At 52.8% G+C, this 16,032-nt stretch carries 15 protein-coding genes and 1 other annotated feature; of the genes, 5 read left to right on the top strand and 10 right to left on the bottom strand.

All coding sequences use genetic code 11. The features are described from left to right. The first annotated feature begins 150 nt into the window (after positions 1–150). Positions 151–912, top strand: coding sequence for a GGDEF domain-containing protein (locus MYB54_RS02780; protein ID WP_228376633.1), 762 nt, complete (start codon positions 151–153; stop codon positions 910–912). Positions 913–988: 76 nt separating this feature from the next. On the opposite strand, the gene tal is transcribed toward MYB54_RS02780, so the two are convergent. Then, positions 989–1,942, bottom strand: a complete 954-nt coding sequence (gene tal, locus MYB54_RS02775; RefSeq protein ID WP_010681778.1) for a transaldolase — start codon at positions 1,940–1,942, stop codon at positions 989–991. A gap of 313 nt (positions 1,943–2,255) precedes the next feature. Here tal and yaaA point away from each other — a divergent pair, with 313 nt between their 5' ends. Further along, the gene (yaaA, locus tag MYB54_RS02770) at positions 2,256–3,029 is read left to right on the top strand and encodes a peroxide stress protein YaaA (RefSeq protein WP_248721471.1); all 774 of its coding nucleotides are present in this window, start codon (positions 2,256–2,258) and stop codon (positions 3,027–3,029) included. A 183-nt stretch (positions 3,030–3,212) separates the two neighbouring features. Here the strand turns inward: yaaA and thrC are convergent, their stop codons facing one another. The 5 genes from thrC to MYB54_RS02750 form a co-directional block, all read right to left on the bottom strand. Next, complete coding sequence (thrC, locus tag MYB54_RS02765; protein ID WP_010681780.1) at positions 3,213–4,502, bottom strand: threonine synthase; 1,290 nt, start codon at positions 4,500–4,502, stop codon at positions 3,213–3,215. A 3-nt stretch (positions 4,503–4,505) separates the two neighbouring features. Continuing rightward, positions 4,506–5,435: a homoserine kinase gene (gene thrB / locus MYB54_RS02760; RefSeq protein ID WP_010681781.1), complete on the bottom strand. Its 930-nt coding sequence runs from the start codon at positions 5,433–5,435 to the stop codon at positions 4,506–4,508. Between the two features lie 2 nt (positions 5,436–5,437). Continuing rightward, on the bottom strand, positions 5,438–7,897 hold the full coding sequence (gene thrA / locus MYB54_RS02755; RefSeq protein WP_248721470.1) for a bifunctional aspartate kinase/homoserine dehydrogenase I: 2,460 nt from the start codon (positions 7,895–7,897) through the stop codon (positions 5,438–5,440). A 91-nt stretch (positions 7,898–7,988) separates the two neighbouring features. Beyond that, positions 7,989–8,104 (bottom strand) — a sequence feature (Thr leader region). Continuing rightward, on the bottom strand, positions 8,043–8,111 hold the full coding sequence (gene thrL / locus MYB54_RS22020) for a thr operon leader peptide (RefSeq protein ID WP_014916714.1): 69 nt from the start codon (positions 8,109–8,111) through the stop codon (positions 8,043–8,045). Its footprint overlaps the feature before it by 62 nt. Before the next feature lie 211 nt (positions 8,112–8,322). Next, positions 8,323–9,009: a tRNA/rRNA methyltransferase gene (locus MYB54_RS02750; protein ID WP_248721469.1), complete on the bottom strand. Its 687-nt coding sequence runs from the start codon at positions 9,007–9,009 to the stop codon at positions 8,323–8,325. Between the two features lie 751 nt (positions 9,010–9,760). On the opposite strand from MYB54_RS02750, the gene arcA reads away from it, so the two are divergent. Beyond that, positions 9,761–10,477: a two-component system response regulator ArcA gene (arcA, locus tag MYB54_RS02745; protein ID WP_010300511.1), complete on the top strand. Its 717-nt coding sequence runs from the start codon at positions 9,761–9,763 to the stop codon at positions 10,475–10,477. Between the two features lie 55 nt (positions 10,478–10,532). Here the strand turns inward: arcA and creA are convergent, their stop codons facing one another. After that, complete coding sequence (gene creA, locus MYB54_RS02740; RefSeq protein WP_371928287.1) at positions 10,533–10,997, bottom strand: protein CreA; 465 nt, start codon at positions 10,995–10,997, stop codon at positions 10,533–10,535. 223 nt (positions 10,998–11,220) lie between these two features. On the opposite strand from creA, the gene robA reads away from it, so the two are divergent. After that, positions 11,221–12,108, top strand: a complete 888-nt coding sequence (robA, locus tag MYB54_RS02735) for an MDR efflux pump AcrAB transcriptional activator RobA (protein ID WP_110162365.1) — start codon at positions 11,221–11,223, stop codon at positions 12,106–12,108. Here the strand turns inward: robA and gpmB are convergent. Beyond that, a complete protein-coding gene (gene gpmB, locus MYB54_RS02730; RefSeq protein WP_014916718.1) occupies positions 12,097–12,747 on the bottom strand; it encodes a 2,3-diphosphoglycerate-dependent phosphoglycerate mutase GpmB in 651 nt (216 codons plus the stop codon). The genes robA and gpmB overlap by 12 nt on opposite strands. A gap of 50 nt (positions 12,748–12,797) precedes the next feature. Between gpmB and yjjX the strand changes: the two genes are divergently transcribed. Next, positions 12,798–13,337, top strand: a complete 540-nt coding sequence (gene yjjX, locus MYB54_RS02725) for an inosine/xanthosine triphosphatase (protein ID WP_010300523.1) — start codon at positions 12,798–12,800, stop codon at positions 13,335–13,337. 3 nt (positions 13,338–13,340) lie between these two features. On the opposite strand, the gene trpR is transcribed toward yjjX, so the two are convergent. Further along, complete coding sequence (gene trpR, locus MYB54_RS02720; protein ID WP_014916720.1) at positions 13,341–13,688, bottom strand: trp operon repressor; 348 nt, start codon at positions 13,686–13,688, stop codon at positions 13,341–13,343. 72 nt (positions 13,689–13,760) lie between these two features. After that, positions 13,761–15,695, bottom strand: a complete 1,935-nt coding sequence (gene sltY, locus MYB54_RS02715) for a murein transglycosylase (RefSeq protein WP_205547023.1) — start codon at positions 15,693–15,695, stop codon at positions 13,761–13,763. Positions 15,696–16,032: the final 337 nt, after the last annotated feature.

Genomic DNA, 16,032 nt, shown 5'->3' with positions numbered 1-16,032 from the left:
AATGCGGGTGGAGAAGTAACGGAGAGTGATATCACCCGAAAAACGGGTTCCTACATTTCTTCACGGGTGAGAACGTGGGTATTCAATACACGCGACGTTCGTAGCGAATGTATTAATCGATTATCATCGTCTGAGCTTACATTTAATGATATGGCGATTATCCGTGTCTGCCAGAATAAACTGCCATCAATTGGTGAATATGCAGGTAAAGGCAGCCTTACTACCATATTTCCGGTGCTATCGCCTACGGATGAATTATTGGGTATCCGGATTAGAACCACGTCAGAAACGCCTCCTCCTACGTTTTTTTATACACTGACATCCCTTGGTTCCGCGGCCGTCATTCTCAGCGTTGTGCTGCTTTCTGCGATCTTAGGCAGCTTGCTCTCACTTCTGGCAAAAAAGTACCTGATAGAGCTGCCCATCATCGCGCGGTATGACGATCTCACCGGTTATTTACGGCGAGACGCGTTCTTTCTGGCCGCCAATAAAGCCTTTAGTATCGCTAACCTGACCAAGCGCCCCGTTAGCGTCATTCTGATCGACATTGACTACTTTAAGCAGGTGAATGATAGCTTTGGGCATAGCGTCGGGGATGATGCGTTGAAGTTTGTTGCTGACACCTTCAAGAAATCATTTCGCCGTGAAGATATTTTTGGCCGGATTGGCGGCGATGAATTCGCGATCGTATTACCGAATACCGGGTTAGAGGATGCGTACACCATCGTGGACAAAGCAAGAGAGCGCGTTAGCGACACGCCTTGTGAAACCACCGCGGGGAAAATCAGGCTGACGGTCAGTATTGGGCTGGTTGAATACTATATCGCTGGGGAAGATCTTAGCGAGGTCATGAAACGTGCCGATGACAATCTTTATATCGCGAAGAAAACCCGTAACGCGACGGCGAAATAGCCCTATTCCCTCCACGAGACCAAACTGCAGACAAAAAAATAGCCGGGAATCCCGGCTATTTTCATCAGCAAAATGCTTACAGTAAATCGGCAATCATCTTTTCCAGTTTTTCCTGGTCGATAGCAAATTTACGGATCCCGTCGGCCAGTTTATCAATCGCCATTGGATCCTGGTTGTGCTGCCAGTAGAACTCAGCTTCAGTCATTTTCGCCGGACGAACTTTCACCTCACCGACGTAAGACAGTTTGCGAACGACTTCGCCTTCGCTTTCTGACAGCTCTTTCAGCAGGGCTGGTGCAATCGTCAGGCGGTCACAACCAGCCAGTTCCAGAATCTCACCGACGTTACGGAAGCTTGCGCCCATCACGACGGTTTCATAGCCGTGCTCTTTGTAGTAGTCGTAGATTTCGCTGACGGAAACCACGCCTGGATCTTCATGCGGTGCGAATTCTTTCTTATCGCCATTGGCTTTGTACCAGTCAAGGATACGGCCAACGAACGGTGAAATCAGGAACACGCCCGCTTCAGCACAAGCGCGCGCCTGTGCAAAAGAGAACAGCAGCGTCAGGTTACAGTTGATGCCTTCTTTTTCCAGCTGCTCCGCCGCGCGGATGCCCTGCCAGGTGGAAGCCAGTTTAATCAGGATACGTTCGTTGCTGATGCCCGCGTCGTTGTACAGCTTGATCAGGTGTTTTGCCTTCGCCACACTGGCTTCGGTGTCATAAGACAAACGCGCATCCACTTCTGTGGAGATACGGCCAGGGATCAATTTTAAAATTTCGAGACCGATATTGACCGCCAGTTTATCTGTGGCATCCACGACCTGCTGTTTGCGATCGCTGCTCTGCTCACGCGCCCAGGCAATTGCCTCGTCGATCAGCTTGCGGTATTCAGGAATTTGCGCCGCATTCAGAATCAGTGAAGGGTTGGTGGTCGCATCTTGCGGTTGGTACAGTTTCATTGCCGCAATATCGCCGGTATCAGCTACAACCGTGGTCAGTTGGCGTAGGGAAGTCAGTTTATCCGTCATGTTGGCATGTCTCGTTGTTTATACGTGGTGCTCGTGAATGAAAATAGCTCGTATATGAATCGACTTGTTATCTAATCTGGTGGCCGTCTGTTTTGCGCCGAAATCTGATAATAACACGCGCACTTTCCCGTGCAAGCCGGCCTTTTCCCACTCGCCCCTGCAACGGCGGTTACACGCCGATAAGACGCCATATTTTCCCCTTCTCGAACGCGCGAGAACGAGAAAGACGAGGCGTATTATAGCTATCGCCGTTTTCTTACTACGTTCTTGCTATAGTAGAGCCATCAGAAACCAGACCGACAGGACATGGCGCATGCTTATTACTATTTCACCCGCAAAAACGCTCGACTACACCAGTCCTTTGGCAACGACGCGTTATACCCAGCCGGAACTTCTGGACTATTCCAGCCAGTTGATTGATGTGTGTAAAAAGCTGACGCCGGCACAGATCGCTTCTCTGATGAGCATCAGCGATAAGCTGGCTGACCTGAACGCAGGCCGCTTTAGCGATTGGCAGCCGGATTTCACACCGGAGAACGCGCGTCAGGCGCTGCTGGCGTTTAAGGGCGACGTCTATACCGGATTGGCCGCAGAAGATTTCAGCGAGGATGACTTCGATTTCGCTCAACAGCATCTGCGTATGCTGTCAGGCCTGTATGGCGTGTTGCGCCCGCTGGATTTGATGCAGCCGTATCGGCTGGAAATGGGCACCAGGCTGGAAAATAAAGCCGGCAAAGATCTCTACAGTTTCTGGGGCGACACCATTACTGAAAAGCTGAATCAGGCGTTGCGCGAACAAGGCGACGATGTGCTGGTTAATTTAGCATCGGACGAATATTTCAAAGCTGTTAAACCGAAAAAGCTCAATGCCCGTCTGATCAAGCCCGTTTTCCTGGATGAGAAAAACGGTAAGTTCAAGGTAATCAGCTTCTACGCCAAGAAAGCGCGCGGTCTGATGAGCCGTTTCATTATTCAAAACCGCCTGACTCAACCAGAGCAGTTGAAAGCGTTTAATCTGGAAGGTTACTTTTTCGAGGCGGCGGACTCTTCAGCTAGCGAGCTGGTGTTCAAGCGCCACGAACAGTAAATATACCCGTCATACTTCAAGCTGCATGTGCGTTGGCTACGGTCATTCACCCGAATCACTTACCTGAGTAAGCTCATCGGGATTCACTCTCTTGCTGCCTTCCTGCAACTCGAATTATTTAGGGTATAAATAGTACGATAGGCAAAAAAGAAAGGCGGCGAAAACGCCGCCCTTTCAATCGATTTATTCCGGCAGTGACATCAGGAACTCACGCAGCTTCGCGAAATCATCCGGGAAGTTGTGCGACAGCAGATCCAGATCGGCACGCTCAGCGAGCGCTTCCGGTAGATCCAGTTCTTTACCCAGAATGTCTTCTACGCTTTCCTTGAATTTCGCTGGGTGCGCCGTACCCAGGAACAGGCCAAACTCACCGGCTTGCAGTTGATCGCGCAGCAGACGGTAAGCAATCGCCGCATGCGGCTCAGAGAGATAGCCTAACGCATCCAGCTCATGCATGGTTTCTTTCGTGGTCTCATCGCTCACCGCGCCAAAGCCCAGCGTTTTCAACTGCCAGTTCTTACGACGGAACAGCTCTTCCACGCGCGGCCAGTTGTTCGGCTGGCTTACGTCCATCGCGTTGGATAACGTTGCCACCGTTTTATTCGGTTCCCAATTTCCGCTGCTTAGGAAACGCGGCACGGTGTCATTGGCGTTGGTCGCTGCGATGAAGCGCTTAATCGGCAGACCCAGCGATTTCGCCAGCAGACCGGCAGTCAGATCGCCGAAGTTACCACTTGGTACAGAAACCACTAGCTGGTTACGGGCTTCTTGCGGCAGCTGTGCAACGGCTTCAAAGTAGTAGCAAATCTGCGCCAGCAGACGGCTAATGTTGATGGAGTTCGCTGAGTTCAGGCCAATCGCCTTTTTCAGTTCTTCATCATCAAACGCCTTTTTCACCAACGCCTGACAGGCATCGAAATCGCTGTCGATAGCGATGGTGTGAATATTGCCACCCAGCGTACAGAACAGTTTTTCCTGCAACGGGCTGATCTTGCCCTGCGGATACAAAATCACGACGCGGACATTTTCCAGACCGTAAAAGGCGTGCGCCACAGCGGCACCGGTGTCGCCAGAGGTCGCCGTCAGAATAGTGATTTTCTCGTCGCCAGACACTTCCGTCAGCATTTGCGCCATAAAGCGGCCGCCGAAGTCTTTAAAGGCCAGCGTCGGACCGTGGAACAGCTCCAGCGCAGCAATGTCTTCCGCAACTGGCGCAACGGGTGCCGGGAACGCAAAGGCAGCTTTTACGCGCTCGAACACGGTTTCAGCCGCGATCTCATCGCCAATGTACGCAGACAGAATACGGCTGCTGCGAGTAACGAAATCCAGATCCAGCAGTGCATCAATTTCGGTGCGCTCAAATTCCGGCAGTTCCAGCGGGAAGAACAGCCCTTGCTGGCTACCCAGCCCTTGCTTGATAGCCTGAGCAAAACTGACCTGCTCGTTATGATCTTTAAGGTTGTACAGTTTCATGCGTTATCCCAGTTGTCGTGCGCCAGTCGTATCAAGACGGCAAATATGAACAAAACCTTCATCGTTCTGCAAATAGTTATCCCGCAGCCAGTCGGCTAAGCGCTGTGCGCTTGCCATGTCGTTGCAGACGGAGAATAACGTTGGGCCAGAGCCGGAAATACCGCAGGCCAGCGCCCCGATATCTTCAGCAGCCTGACGAGCGGCCGCAAAGCCGGGCAGCAGTTTCGTACGATAAGGTTCCGCGATGACATCCTTCATCAGTTTCGCCGCCAGCTCAGCCTGTCCGGTATGGCAAGCGTGGATAAAACCGGCCAGATAACGGCCGTGGCTAATGCAATCCTGACGACGATATTGCGCAGGCAGAATCGCGCGCGCTTCAGCAGTAGAGACTTTAATCCCCGGATACGCCATGACCCACAGCCAATCATCGAACGACGGCACGGGCTGGCTGATGATGCCGTTCTCTTCCAGCATCAGTTGGACGCCACCGAGGAAACACGGGGCAACGTTATCGTAGTGAACGCTGCCGGAAATGCGCCCTTCCAGCTCACCCATCAGCGTCAGCAGACGGGTATCATCCAGCGGCTTGCCGCAAAATTCGTTCATCGCCATCAGCCCAGCGACGACAGAACAAGCGCTGGAACCGAGCCCCGAACCAATCGGCATGTTCTTTTCGAGCGTCATCGCTACTGGCACGGTTTTGCCAATTTCCTGACAGAACAGTTCCCAACATTGATACACAATGTTTTCTTTCGGGTTGTCCGGCAGCTTGCTAACAAAACGCCCTTCATTACGCAGGCTGAACAGATCTGCGGCCTCAACAGAGACGCAATCCCCCAGCAGTGAACCGTCTACCGGCGAGACGGCCGCACCCAGCACATCAAACCCGACGCTGACGTTACCGATTGATGCAGGTGCATACACCTTAACCATAATTATGCTCCCAACTTCCATGACAAGGTGCGCAGCAGATCTGCGAACACACCAGCAGCGGTAACATCGTTACCCGCGCCATAACCGCGCAACACGAGCGGCAGTGGCTGATAATAACGGCTGTAGAATGCCAGCGCATTCTCGCCATCTTTGACTTTAAACAGCGGATCGTTGCCGCCAACAGCACTGATTTTGACCTTACAGCGACCTTCTTCAATCACGCCGACATAGCGCAACACTTTACCTTCATCACGCGCTTGTGCAACACGGCTGGAAAACTCATCGTCTGCCGACGGCAGGCGCTGCATGAAGCTGGCAACATCGCCGGAGGCATCGAAGCTGGCAGGCAGAACAGATTCCACCTCAATATCGCCCAGCTCCAGCTGATAACCCGCTTCACGCGCCAGAATCAGCAGTTTACGCGCCACGTCCATACCGGACAGATCGTCACGCGGATCGGGCTCGGTATAGCCTTTTTCTTTCGCCTGTGTGGTCGCTTCCGACAACGACATGCCTTCATCGAGTTTACCGAAAATAAAGGACAGCGAACCAGAAAGAATTCCGGTAAAGCGAATCAGCTCATCACCCGCATTCAGCAAATTTTGCAGGTTCTCAATCACCGGCAGGCCTGCACCGACGTTGGTGTCATACAGGAAACGACGACGGGATTTCGCCGCAGCGCTACGCAGTTGGTGATAGTAATTCATCGACCCCGTGTTGGCTTTCTTGTTTGGCGTCACGACATGGAAACCGTCGGCCAGGAAATCCACGTACTGATCGGCCACGGCCTGATTCGACGTACAGTCAACGATCACCGGGTTCAGCAGATGGTACTCTTTAACCAGACGGATCAGACGGCCCAGATTAAACGGTTCGCGGGCTTTACCCAGCTCTTCATGCCAGTTTTCCATCGAGATACCGTTAATATTGGTCAGCATCGCTTTGGAATTGGCGATCCCACACACGCGCAGGTCGATATGCTTGTCTTTCAGCCACGGCTGCTGGCGGTGGATCTGATCCAGCAGTGCGCCACCCACGCCGCCGACGCCGATCACAAACACGTCGATCACCTGATCGGTGTTAAACAACATCTGGTGGGCAACACGTACGCCAGTGGTGGCGACATCGTTATTCACCACGACGGAGATAGAACGCTCGGAGGAGCCCTGCGCGATAGCCACGATATTGATATTTGCCGTCGCCAATGCCGAGAACAGACGAGCAGACAGACCGCGCAGCGTACGCATGCCATCGCCCACCACAGAGATGATGGCCAGACGCTCCATCACATCCAGCGGTTCCAGCACGCCTTCTTTCAGTTCCAGATAGAATTCGTCTTCCAGCGTTTTTCTGGCACGCGCCAGCTCGTTTTGCGATACGCAGAAGCTGATGCTGTATTCGGAAGATGACTGCGTAATCAGAACAACAGAAATACCTGCACGTGACATCGCGGCAAACACGCGCGCGGCCATGCCGACCATACCTTTCATGCCTGGGCCGGAGACGTTAATCATCGCCATGTTGTTCAGGTTGGTAATGCCTTTCACCGGATACTGCGTATCCGTGCTGTCCATGCCGATGAGCGTGCCGGGAGCCTGAGGATTTTCGGTGTTTTTGATGAGGCAGGGAATTTGGAACTGGGCGATAGGAGCAATGGTGCGAGGGTGGAGGACTTTGGCGCCGAAATAGGACAGCTCCATCGCCTCCTGATAGGACATCGATTTCAATAATCGAGCGTCCGGCACCTGACGCGGATCGCAGGTATAAACGCCGTCCACATCGGTCCAGATCTCACAACAGTTGGCACGTAAACACGCAGCCAGTACCGCAGCGGAATAGTCAGAACCGTTGCGGCCCAGCACGACCAGTTCCCCTTTGTCGTTGCCGGCAGTAAAGCCTGCCATCAGGATCACATGATCTTTCGGGATGGCGCTTTCAGCGATGCGGCGAGTCGACTCCGTGATATCCACGGTGGATTCAAGATAGTGTCCCTGCGCCAGCAGCTTCTCTACCGGGTTGATAACGGAGACCCCATAGCCGCGCGCCTGAAAGACCGCTTCCATGATGGCGATAGACAGTTTTTCACCTCGGCAGATGATCGCAGCGTTCACGCTATCAGGGCACTGACCCAGCAGCGCGATGCCGTGCAGAACGTGTTTCAGCTGTGCAAATTCCTGATCCACGAATGCCTTCAGGCGGGCATGGTCAAAGCCGGGTTGAGACGCGGCAAGGCCTTGCAGCAGCGAAGAAAAGATCGTTTCAGCGTCGTTTAAATGAGGCAGGATATCTTGTCCGGCGACGGTTTTCTCAATCATGGCAACCAGATGGTTGGTAATTTTCGCCGGAGCGGACAATACGGTAGCCACCTGTCCCTGGCGCGCGTTGTTCTCGATAATGTCGGCAACGCGTGCAAAACGCTCCGCATTCGCTACTGAAGTCCCGCCAAATTTCAACACTCGCATTTTTATCTGTTCTCCTGAATTTCTGCCAACCAAACGCCGGAAGCGTTTTTTGTATGCCGCTTACAGACGGCGTTGAGGGATAACCTGCCATAAAAAAAAAGCCCGCACTGTTCGGTGCGGGCTTTTTCTGGAATCTTTATATGCGTCAGCCCGCACCGTTACTGGTTGTATCGGTGATGGTAATAATCGTGGTGATCAGGCTGATAGTGCGCATGTTAAAATCGAATCTCATTAGAAGTAGAGTTATCTGCCCTATTAGTTAGGCCAATCGCCCTTTGAAGTCAACGGATTTCTTTTTTTTCTTCTCGCCGAAGGAAAAATTCCTGCCGCTCAACCCACTGCCTAAACAGGAATAAGCCGGACAAACCGTTGTCAAAATACGTGACTCAAGATGTTCGACTGCCAAAAAAGCCATCTCTGCTATCTTATTTCGGCAATCTTTTTTCAATGTCGTGTAGCAACCGATGGAGCATCGCCGTATCGCGTTGTTCTAAACGACCCAGCCGCTGATGCAGCCAGTCTCGCAGTTTTTCATCGTCCTCAACCGCCAGAGTAACCAAAAGCCGTTCCATACGATCGCGCAGCGCCGATAACTGCCCCGCCACCGCTGGCTGTGTCGCTTCCGGTTTGACCTGCATGAATTCAGCCAGTTGATAACAGTACACCATCACCGCCTGACCAAGATTCAGCGAGGGATAATCCGCTTTCATCGGCACGCCAGTCAGCACATCCGCCAGTTCGAGCTCTTCATTCGTCAGGCCAACATCTTCCCGACCAAACACCAGCGCCGCAGACGCCATCCATTGAACCTTCTCCTGCAATACACCAGTCAGTTCCGCTGGCGTGCAGTAATAGTGATATTTAGCCCGGCTGCGCGCGGTGGTCGCGACCGTAAAATCGACATCTGCCAGCGCTTCGGCCAGCGTGGAAAACGTCTGTACGTTATCCAGAATATCCCCCGAACCGTGCGCCACCCAGCGAGCCGCTGGCTCCTGATGTGCCGTGCTACCGACAATACGCAAGCTGCTGAACCCCATCGTTTTCATCGCACGAGCGGCCGCCCCGACATTTTCAGCCCGAGCGGGCTCAACCAAAATAATATGAAACTGCATAGGCTCCTCAGTATGGGTTACATGCGTTTTGGCAATAGTTCATCTGCTCGCCAAACAACACGACCTTGTAATCGATAACAATTTATTGATGACTACGATTTATTGATAGCGACAATTTGTTGAGTATCACGGTGAAAAGTTAACAATAAATCAACAACATTTCCGGCATCAACACAGCCTTAGATAGGAAACATCGGTGAGTCCAAAAAATGGGCGGGAAGATAAAACCCTAAGAAAAATAAGGTAAATTATTTTATTTCAATAAGTTATAAAACTACCAGCGACTGTGTAGCGCCAATTATGATTATTGGCATTTGCTATGCTAAATCGTTCATAAAAAGTGCTAAATTGTGACGTAAACTGGCAATCCTATAAGTGTTTATCACAAAATAGTTAACGTGCTAAAATGAAATTTGATATATGTCAACAGAACCGTAGATTTATCAGCAGGCAAAATCTGTGCTTACTGTTATGTTGCTGTTAATAAGGTTAAACTGTGCGCCACTTTGAGCGCAGTTAAATTAGCGCCACGCTCATCCGCTAGCAGTACCTCTAAGCGGGTAGAGAATGAACACCAGTAACGCATTTACGTACTTGAGTCTGACGTTGAGCGAGAGCGTAGTCTACCTCGATAAGCTCCAGGGAAATACCCGGAATAACTGGCGTTGTAGCCAGCGGGCCAGCAGGGTATGACAGCGACTTCTGTACTTCCGATTTCTATAATTTAAGTTGGCAATTTTAGGTAGCAAACATGCAGACGCCGCACATTCTTATTGTTGAAGACGAGCTAGTAACTCGTAATACCCTCAAAAGCATTTTTGAGGCGGAAGGATACGTTGTTCACGAAGCCACTGATGGCGCAGAAATGCACCACATTTTGTCCGAGAACGACATCAATCTGGTGATCATGGACATCAACCTGCCAGGAAAGAACGGCCTGTTGCTGGCACGTGAATTGCGCGAGCAAGCCACCGTTGCCTTGATGTTCCTCACCGGCCGCGACAATGAAGTCGATAAGATCCTCGGTCTGGAAATCGGTGCGGATGACTACATCACCAAACCGTTCAACCCACGTGAACTGACGATCCGCGCACGTAACCTGCTGTCACGCACCATGAATCTGGGCAGCGGCACGGAAGAGCGTCGTCTGGTGGAAAGCTATCGCTTCAACGGCTGGGAACTGGACATCAATAGCCGTTCTCTGATTAGCCCGGCTGGTGAACAATACAAGCTGCCACGCAGTGAATTCCGCGCCATGCTGCACTTCTGCGAAAATCCGGGCAAGATTCAGTCCCGTGCAGAACTGCTGAAGAAAATGACGGGCCGTGAGCTTAAGCCGCACGACCGTACCGTTGACGTCACCATCCGTCGTATCCGCAAGCACTTTGAATCTACAGCCGATACACCGGAAATCATCGCGACGATCCACGGTGAAGGCTACCGCTTCTGCGGCGATCTGGAAAATTAATTCCCCTCAGCCGGAGCAAGCTTCTGTTCCGGCTGTTTTCCCTTCTTACCGCACGTTATTCACTCTTTCCCCACGGCATAACCGGCACTGCGCTTAACGCATTCTTCGGCGATCCATCGACTAAACGATCGGAGTAAGCAAGATAGATCAGCGAATTGCGCTTTTGATCGTAAAATCGAACAACCTGCAATTTCTTAAAAACCAGCGATGTTCTTTTCTGGAACACAACAGATCCGCGATCGCCGCCGTTTTTGATTTTATCGGACAGCGTAATCGGCCCAACCTGCTGACAGGAAATGGCAGCGTCCGACGTGTCTTCCGCCAGCCCTAACCCGCCTTTGATTCCGCCCGTTTTGGCTCGGCTAATGTAGCAGGTCACGTTTGATACATCCGGATCGTCAAACGCTTCCACTACGATCTTATGATCCGGCCCCAGCAGTTTAAAGGCCGTATCGACAGATCCCACTTCTTCCGCACTGACAACGCCAGCGGTGGACAGCAATAGCAGACCCGCTCCCATGATGCGCTTTATGTTCATATTCCAGGTCCTGTGACAATTCATAACAAACGGTTAATAACCACAATTAAAAAGGGGATGAGCAAAATAAACCGCTATAATCTCCCTCCTTATCCAAATTACCTGCGGAACATTTTCAAAAATCTTCGGCAGTACCAAAGTGAAAATATTGCTATGATGCGGGATCTCAATACGCTCGCGCTCAATGTGTTTGATGAGGAAGATTATGGATCAAGCCGGTATCATACGTGACTTGCTTAACTGGCTGGAAAGCCATCTCGACCAGCCGCTGTCACTCGATAATGTGGCGGCGAAAGCGGGTTATTCCAAGTGGCATCTGCAAAGAATGTTCAAAGATGTGACGGGCCATGCCATTGGTTCATATATCCGAGCGCGGAGATTGACCAAAGCGGCGGTTGCACTCTGTTTGACCAGTCGCCCTATCCTTGATATTGCCCTGCAATACCGTTTTGATTCACAACAGACTTTTACCCGCGCGTTCAAAAAACAGTTTGCACAAACGCCAGCGTCCTATCGTCGTTCCGATAACTGGAACACTTTCGGCATTCGTCCGCCGATCCGGCTTGGTGCGTTTACCCTGCCACAGCCGCAGTTTGTCACCCTGCCAGAAACGCAGTTGCTTGGGCTAACGCAAACCTATACCTGTCGCCTGGAACAGATTTGTAATTTCCGTACGGAAATTCGCGTCCACTATTGGCGTCAGTTTTTGGGAGAAACCCGCAGCGTCCCACCGGTGCTGTACGGGCTACATCATTCACAGCCGAGTAAAGAGAAAGACGACGAGCACGCAGTGCTCTACACCACCGCGCTGGAGCCGCAGTATCTGCCTGATGATATCCACACGGGCGAACCCATCACACTACCGGGCGGCGACTACGCGATGTTCGTGTTTGACGGCCCGACAGACGAGCTACAGGATTTTATTATCAGCCTGTATGACACCTGCCTGCCGACCTTCCAGCTCACGCGCCGTAAAGGGTTCGACGCCGAGCGTTTTCACCCTAGTCGCGATGCAGACGGGGAAATACCCGACATCATCCGCTGCGAGTATTTTATCCCCATCCAACATCCAGAACCGCTCTCAGCGCTGTAACTCATCCAGTGCCGGAATATCCAAATGCGAAATATCTCCGGCCGTTTCCACCACCCATCCCGGTGCCAGCCACGGGCTTTGCTGATAATCGATGCGCGACAGGGAGCAGTTGCGTAGGCGCAGTCGCCGTTCGGCCGATGCGGGTAACCCCAGAACCGTACTCAGCAGGCATCCCAGCGCCATACCGTGGCTAACCAGCAAAGGACGACTTCCCGCGGGCAACGCCAGACAACGTTCCAGAACGCCGTGCATGCGCAATGCCACATCGACCATCGACTCGCCTTCTGGGATGCGGCCATCGGGCGTGCCATCCACCAGCCCTTTACGCCATTTTTCTTCCTCGGCGGTCAGCGAATCCAAATCGCGGGCTTCTAAGACGCCCATGTTCAATTCACGTAACCCGGGCTCCAGGATTATCTGGCAATCACCACAAGATTTAGCGATGATTTCTGTCGTCTGACGCGTTCTTCCGAGATCGCTGGTAAAAATATGCGTAATCCCTAACGTCCTGATTCGTCCAGCAACTTGCTGTGCCTGTTGCTCACCTCTTGGCGTCAGCGCACTGTCCGATTGACCTTGAATACGTCGAGCCACATTCCATTCTGTTTCGCCGTGGCGAACAAGATATACCTGTAACATGGTTATTTTCCGTTATACTGCGTCAAATTAACTAAAGGTACGAAACTGTTATGTATCACGTTGTTGCTGCAACTACCAACCCGGCAAAGATTAAGGCTATTACTCTGGCATTCACCGATGTCTTTGGTGCAGAAAACTGCCGCATCGAAGGCGTTGACGTCGACAGTGGCGTCCCACGTCAGCCTCTCGGCTCTCTCGAAACCCGTACGGGCGCAAGAAACCGCGTCATGATGGCACGCCAGGTGCGACCAGAAGCCGATTTTTGGGTCGGTGTCGAAGCAGGCATTGAAGAAAGCATGACGTTCGCCTGGATGGTGATCGAAAACGCCCACCTGCGTGGCGAATCACGTTCTGCAAGCCTGGTTCTTCCAGAAAGTATATTACATGGTATCCGTGAAGGGCGGGAATTAGGCGATGAAATGGAGCGTTTGACGGGCGTTCAGAATATCAAACATAAAGGTGGTGCCATCGGCGTCTTTACCGACGGCAAATTGTCACGCACCAGCGTGTACCATCAGGCGCTGCTGCTGGCACTGGTGCCGTTCCATAATCCGATCTATCAGATTCCCGTTCAGGCAGCAAAACCGTAACGGCTACGCGTCATCACTCAACGGCTTATCTGCCGACAGCAACTGCGCTTCCAGCCAGCTTTTTAACGCGGGGGGCGCGGCTTTCAGACTGTTTGAACCGCGCGTAATCGTCGCAATTCCCGCACCTAACTCGCTTTTCAGCTCACGCTGGCTCATTTCACCCCGCATTAGCTCCTGTATAATTCGCACCCGCGTTCCTAACGCTGTACGCTCATCCGGCGTCAGCAGGAGTTGAAGCAGCGGCAATTGAAGATCCTCCGCAATAGACTGCTGCAATAGCGCGACAAAGCGTAACCAATGCTCATTGTCTTGTTCAGAAAGTGCCGGGTCGATAAGCGATAACGGAGTCATAACGGGCTGCCATACTATTTAACTAGTACGGCAGCATAACACAATTTCAGGCAACGAGCGCAACGCCACGTCTCAATAACGCCGCTGCCATTCCGCATCCGTCAGCACACTGGCTGGCTGATTAAGGAAATAGCGATAGAAGACGTCATACGCCAGCACATTTTTCACGTAACCCCGTGTTTCCGAGAACGGAATACTTTCGATAAACGCAACGGGATCGATGCGCCCAGCGCTGTTCCTTAGCCAGGTATTCACGCGCGACGGCCCGGCATTGTAAGCCGCGGAAGACAGAATGCGGTTACGGCCGAATGTCTGGTACACGTACTCCAGGTAGTTCGTTCCCAACAGGATATTGGTTTCGGGATCGAACAGTTGGCTGCTGTTCGTATAGAACGTGATATTACTCATTTTGGCCGTATGCTGCGCCGTCGCGGGCATCAACTGCATCAGGCCCGATGCACCAACCGGAGAACGCGCTTTCGGGTTCCAGGCGCTTTCCTGACGAGCAATCGCCATTGCATAGCTCTGGCTGATGCCTTTCCCCTGTGTTTCACGGCGGAATTCATCGTTCCAGGCCAGCGGGAAACGCTCTTCCAGATGATCCCACAGCTTCGCGACAATCGTCGCCTGAACGCTCAAATCCGCCCAGCGCTGTTCAAACGCATAGCGAGCCAGGGCTTCCTGCTGCGGTTTGCTGCGATTCGCCACCAGCCCGACCCATTCGCTGCGCGCCAGATTATCCATCTGCCAGAACATCAACTCCCGCACTCGGGTAATTTCCGGTAGCTGAGACAAAGAAGGATCTGGTTTCACCGCCGCCATGATAGTCATGGGATAGCGCTCGTTCAGTTTCTGCGCCGCCGCCATCGGATAGAACCCGCGTTCCTGCATCAGGCTGCGTAATAGCGTCTCGCCTTCCTGCCGTTTGCCCTGATCCAACAGCACCACCGCACGCCAGTAGCGCCATTCGTCTTTCTGTAAGGCATCTGCGGGTAAACGCGCCATCCAGCTCGTTAGCCCCTGACGATCGCCGGCTCCCAGCGCCATACGTACGCGGCGTTCCAGCAACGTGGTCGACGTGCTCTGCCGCACCACGCCATCCCGCCACTGTGCCTGTTCTGGCGTGGCATCGTTGCCCATCAAACGCCAGGCAATGGTTTCTTCCATCCCCTGACGTTCTGCCGCGCTCATTTTCTGCAAACGGGCAATGACTGGCAGCATCGAACGGGCATTATCAGCATCCTGACGCGCCGTGCGCGTAAAGGCCGAGAGCGTGACTTTACGCGTAAAATCCGTCGGTCCGACGGTACGGGCGAAGCTCTCCAGCGAATTCGGATCGTTCTGGAGTTTCAGCAGCGCATCGCCCATCGTTTTATAATCGTCGGGTAACTGCTTGATGAGATAGCTCACCAGACTGCTGCTGCCTTCGTCCATCGCCAGACGCGCGCGTTCCAGCGTCGTCAGCGGCGTCTGTTCGCCGGCCTGCTGCCAGACGGAGAAGAGTTTATCGCACACGGTAGGGAGCGAACGCCCTGTCAGCCAGATATCCCGCGTGGCTTCCCACACGCCCTGGCGCTGACCGGTTGCCCACTGGGCGTAATAAAAGTTACAGCGAGCGCTGACCGGCTTCGGCGGCTGAGGGCTAAATGCCAGCAGCCCAATCCAGTCCTGACGACGCGCCAGCTCATTCACAAAGCTGGTCGTCAGGTTACGGGCGGGCGGCAACGTCGGGTGCGTTGCCATAAACTGCTTCACCTGCGTCGCGCTGACCTGACTCAGATCCTGCGTGAGCGAACGGTATTCAAGATAAGGATAAAGTGGGTAACTGCGCAGCGTCGGCATCAGCTGCGCGACCGTGTCCATCTGGTTGCTGTCCCATGCTTGCTTAACCTGCTGATAGCGCTGACGCTGTTCGTCCAGAGAATCCGCCAGCGCATGGCCGGAAATCCCAGCCAGACATATCGCCGAAACGGCGTACCACCAATGACCCGCTTTTCTCACCTGCATTAACCTCATCCGTTATCGAACTTGCTATCGGCATCCTTCATCGTATCGATACCCCTATCCTATCGGGCAGATCCAGTGTGGCACATCATGCCAGACAACGATATGCCGATCCGCAAACCGATTCTGAAATTCATCACGCGGGCCTACGTCTCAGATCGGCCATGGCAAATCGCCGGATAGCTGGGATCGCGGGCTGAAACCCGCTACACTTCATACTTAGAATAATCGATCCGCTGCCGGGGAATTTCCCCAGGCTGCACCACTGAGTATTAAGTAGCACAATGCTACATATGGTCACCCGCTTATGGTGACAAATCATAGAGATAAGAGAGAGGCG

It is taken from the genome of Pectobacterium nicotianae (assembly GCF_023272715.1).
Lineage (GTDB): Bacteria > Pseudomonadota > Gammaproteobacteria > Enterobacterales > Enterobacteriaceae > Pectobacterium > Pectobacterium brasiliense.
Note: the sequence above shows the minus strand (reverse complement) of the source record. Positions and strands in the feature narration are given on the sequence as shown.

What these genes read in the sequence shown, in the direction of transcription:
- MYB54_RS02780 (WP_228376633.1), top strand. Translation starts at nt 151, where the DNA reads ATGGCGATTATCCGTGTCTGCCAGAATAAACTGCCATCAATTGGTGAA.
- tal (WP_010681778.1), bottom strand. Translation starts at nt 1,942, where the DNA reads ATGACGGATAAACTGACTTCCCTACGCCAACTGACCACGGTTGTAGCT.
- yaaA (WP_248721471.1), top strand. Translation starts at nt 2,256, where the DNA reads ATGCTTATTACTATTTCACCCGCAAAAACGCTCGACTACACCAGTCCT.
- thrC (WP_010681780.1), bottom strand. Translation starts at nt 4,502, where the DNA reads ATGAAACTGTACAACCTTAAAGATCATAACGAGCAGGTCAGTTTTGCT.
- thrB (WP_010681781.1), bottom strand. Translation starts at nt 5,435, where the DNA reads ATGGTTAAGGTGTATGCACCTGCATCAATCGGTAACGTCAGCGTCGGG.
- thrA (WP_248721470.1), bottom strand. Translation starts at nt 7,897, where the DNA reads ATGCGAGTGTTGAAATTTGGCGGGACTTCAGTAGCGAATGCGGAGCGT.
- MYB54_RS02750 (WP_248721469.1), bottom strand. Translation starts at nt 9,009, where the DNA reads ATGCAGTTTCATATTATTTTGGTTGAGCCCGCTCGGGCTGAAAATGTC.
- arcA (WP_010300511.1), top strand. Translation starts at nt 9,761, where the DNA reads ATGCAGACGCCGCACATTCTTATTGTTGAAGACGAGCTAGTAACTCGT.
- creA (WP_371928287.1), bottom strand. Translation starts at nt 10,997, where the DNA reads ATGGGAGCGGGTCTGCTATTGCTGTCCACCGCTGGCGTTGTCAGTGCG.
- robA (WP_110162365.1), top strand. Translation starts at nt 11,221, where the DNA reads ATGGATCAAGCCGGTATCATACGTGACTTGCTTAACTGGCTGGAAAGC.
- gpmB (WP_014916718.1), bottom strand. Translation starts at nt 12,747, where the DNA reads ATGTTACAGGTATATCTTGTTCGCCACGGCGAAACAGAATGGAATGTG.
- yjjX (WP_010300523.1), top strand. Translation starts at nt 12,798, where the DNA reads ATGTATCACGTTGTTGCTGCAACTACCAACCCGGCAAAGATTAAGGCT.
- trpR (WP_014916720.1), bottom strand. Translation starts at nt 13,688, where the DNA reads ATGACTCCGTTATCGCTTATCGACCCGGCACTTTCTGAACAAGACAAT.
- sltY (WP_205547023.1), bottom strand. Translation starts at nt 15,695, where the DNA reads ATGCAGGTGAGAAAAGCGGGTCATTGGTGGTACGCCGTTTCGGCGATA.